General features: G+C 52.8%; 6 protein-coding genes. 5 read left to right on the plus strand and 1 reads right to left on the minus strand.

All coding sequences use genetic code 11. The features are described 5' to 3' along the window. The 5 genes from G516_RS0113255 to G516_RS0113275 form a co-directional block, all read left to right on the plus strand. A partial coding sequence (locus tag G516_RS0113255; protein ID WP_156879043.1) for a ribbon-helix-helix domain-containing protein occupies positions 1-211 on the plus strand: 211 nt, incomplete at its 5' end. A gap of 76 nt (positions 212-287) precedes the next feature. Then, complete coding sequence (locus G516_RS23985) at positions 288-773, plus strand: phage regulatory CII family protein (protein WP_084645058.1); 486 nt, start codon at positions 288-290, stop codon at positions 771-773. Between the two features lie 8 nt (positions 774-781). Further along, positions 782-1066 carry an ogr/Delta-like zinc finger family protein gene (locus G516_RS0113265; RefSeq protein WP_028294056.1) on the plus strand — a complete coding sequence of 95 codons (285 nt, stop codon included), beginning with the start codon at positions 782-784 and terminating at the stop codon, positions 1064-1066. Positions 1067-1246: 180 nt separating this feature from the next. Then, positions 1247-1780: a BRO-N domain-containing protein gene (locus G516_RS23990; RefSeq protein ID WP_051219418.1), complete on the plus strand. Its 534-nt coding sequence runs from the start codon at positions 1247-1249 to the stop codon at positions 1778-1780. Between the two features lie 103 nt (positions 1781-1883). Beyond that, positions 1884-2243: a DUF2528 family protein gene (locus G516_RS0113275; RefSeq protein WP_028294057.1), complete on the plus strand. Its 360-nt coding sequence runs from the start codon at positions 1884-1886 to the stop codon at positions 2241-2243. Here the strand turns inward: G516_RS0113275 and G516_RS24980 are convergent. Beyond that, positions 2240-2522 (minus strand): hypothetical protein (locus G516_RS24980; protein WP_211225120.1); only part of this gene is annotated, 283 nt, incomplete at its 5' end. The two genes, G516_RS0113275 and G516_RS24980, sit on opposite strands and share 4 nt — an antisense overlap.

A 2522-nucleotide genomic window follows, 5' to 3' on the forward strand; every position in this document is an offset into this window, starting at 1 on the left:
TTTAATGCAACAAAATAGGATTATACAGGTGAAAAAATCTTCCCACCACCGTACCAACCGCAAAGCACTGAACTGCCTAATCAAGTCAGAAGTGCGTGAAGTCATTGCCCAAATGGCGGAGGACGATCGTCGCTCCGTTTCCTCCATGACCGAAATTCTTATCGAAGAAGCCATTGAACAGCGCCAAAAGGACACCGGCCAGAACGCCTGATTTTCAGGCCTTTGGCTGCTTCTGGTAACGGCTTATCGGCTGTTGCTACGACAAACGGACATAGAGAGGGATTGCAATGAGCCGACGTACCCGCACCTCCCACGGGGGCATCCATACGCCAGAACTTGCCTGCTATCACGCAACACACGATTTTTCAGGCGGCCTGATGACAATCGCCAACCGTATGGCGATTACCCCAGATACCCTGCGCAAAAAGCTCGACCCGGCACAGCAAACCCACAAGGTTTCACTGGCCGAAGCCATGCAGATCCTGAAAATCACAGCCGATCACAGAATTCTGGACTCAATTTGCGCCAGCGTTGGCGTTAACTGGTTCGCACCAAGCGACGTTCCTGACTGCCCTGCCGATCTCGACGTATTGCACACCGGTAACAACCTCATCCGCTCCGCCAGCGAGCTCATCAGCGAACTCGAGCGCAGCCTCGAAAACGGAGACATCGATGCCGACGAACGAGCCCGCATCGATTTACGACTGATGAATCTGGCCAAGGCTGGCCATGCCATTGATCAAACTGCCGCGCGCTTCGAAACCACGTCGTAGGAGGCACCATGTCATCGACCTATAAGCTCGGATGCCCCCACTGCGGCCGTGGTATTCGGGTGCGCAATAGCACCAGCGACCACCCGCTGTTCCGTATTTACTACCTGCAATGCACCAACATTGCCTGTGGCGCGACCTTCCGGAGCGAAATGGTTATCACGCACCAGATGAGCCCATCGGCGATGCCAAACCCGGAAATAAAACTGCCGCTGGCTGACTGCGCCCTTCGGGCTCAATCGATGGAAAAAGACAACGACAACCAGCTGGCACTGGATATCAGCGACAGTCAGTAACCCAGCCAGCTGACGTCAACTGAACGGCTGATAGGTACGGTTCAACCGTACCAGCTTCAGGCCAGTACCCCTCAGTTTGAGGGGTACTGACGGATCAGGTGGTCCGGTTAAACCGGACCACTTTGAAAGCCAGTTGACGTCAATCTGACGTCAACTGAAACCAACCAAGAGGGACGATATATGCAAGACATTAACCCACACGCGAACCCCTTCCTGTTCTCTGAACACGAAGTCCGCACCGCTACCGACGAACACGGCGCTATCTGGTTTTGTGCCAAAGACGTATTTGATGCTTTAGAGATCACCTGGAAAGGTTCAGACAGCCTCGGAGGGTGCCCAGAAAACTGGTTTATGGTCCGGTATCTCCGGACCATAAAAGGCGAAAGAGAGATGGTTTTCATATCGGAACCGGCCGTTTATCGAGTGGTATTCCGTTCTGAAAAACCCAATGCCGTCGAATTTGCCAGCTGGGTTTGTGAAGAGGTTCTGCCCACCTTGCGCAAACAAGGTTACTTCGGCCTTACCAAAGACATCGACCAGATCAAATCCACCAACCTGTTGATCCGCCTTCTGGAGCAACTGCAATCCACCAAGGATGCCTTTGTGTTCAAGCTGCTGGAGCGCCGCCTGCGCAACCTGTGCAACGCCATGGGTGAACCGATGCCCAGTATCGAGCTACTGGGCAAAGACCGATCACAAATCCCACTGTTATGACCAAGTGCTGAATCAGTACCGGTCAACCTGACCGGTACTGGTACCCATGGGTACGGGTATTCCGTGCCCCTCCCGATCCGACGTTAGATTAAGGATGTCCCGGATGACCAACTTCAAACGCTACACCGTGCAGTACGATTTTGCGGCTGAAATCACCGTCGAGATAGACCATGACGTAATGACTGACGAAACGCTGCACGAGATCAACGACTTTTGGATGGACAACGATGAAATGCTGGAATCAGCAGACGGCAACATCATCCATGCGGTGTTGAAGCGTCTTTGCATTGTTTGCCTGTCTCTCGATATCGAGTACGGCTACAACACCGGAGGAATTATTGAATTAATCGAAAAGCTGGAAGGCTGGCCAGCAGTCGATGGATCGACTGGCATCAAGCTGCTAAGCGTGGATGGCCTTTGTATTTCTGCCGACGACATAACCGTTGAACAAGGTGATGTCTAATGTACGAAATGAACGAAAGCCTGCGCCGCGATGTACTGTCCGACATCGAGCGCCAATACGGCGGCATACAAAAGCAGTCCAGCAAGTACATCAATCAGGTCGAATGCCCAACCTGTGGGAAGAAGGAGGCATTTATCGCCGCCGATAACCCCTGGGTCATTAAATGCGGCCGGTTGAATAACTGTGGCGAACACCACCACGTTAAAGAGCTGTTTCCGCATTTGTTCGAAACGTGGACTGAACGGTACCAGCCAGCCACCGAAGCCGAGCGGGTTAAAA

The organism is Oceanobacter kriegii DSM 6294 (genome assembly GCF_000422845.1).
Taxonomy (GTDB): Bacteria; Pseudomonadota; Gammaproteobacteria; order Pseudomonadales; family Oceanobacteraceae; genus Oceanobacter; species Oceanobacter kriegii.

Bases quoted from the DNA above. Each gene is read 5' to 3' on its own strand.
- G516_RS23985 (WP_084645058.1), top strand. From the start codon at position 288: ATGAGCCGACGTACCCGCACCTCCCACGGGGGCATCCATACGCCAGAA.
- G516_RS0113265 (WP_028294056.1), top strand. From the start codon at position 782: ATGTCATCGACCTATAAGCTCGGATGCCCCCACTGCGGCCGTGGTATT.
- G516_RS23990 (WP_051219418.1), top strand. From the start codon at position 1,247: ATGCAAGACATTAACCCACACGCGAACCCCTTCCTGTTCTCTGAACAC.
- G516_RS0113275 (WP_028294057.1), top strand. From the start codon at position 1,884: ATGACCAACTTCAAACGCTACACCGTGCAGTACGATTTTGCGGCTGAA.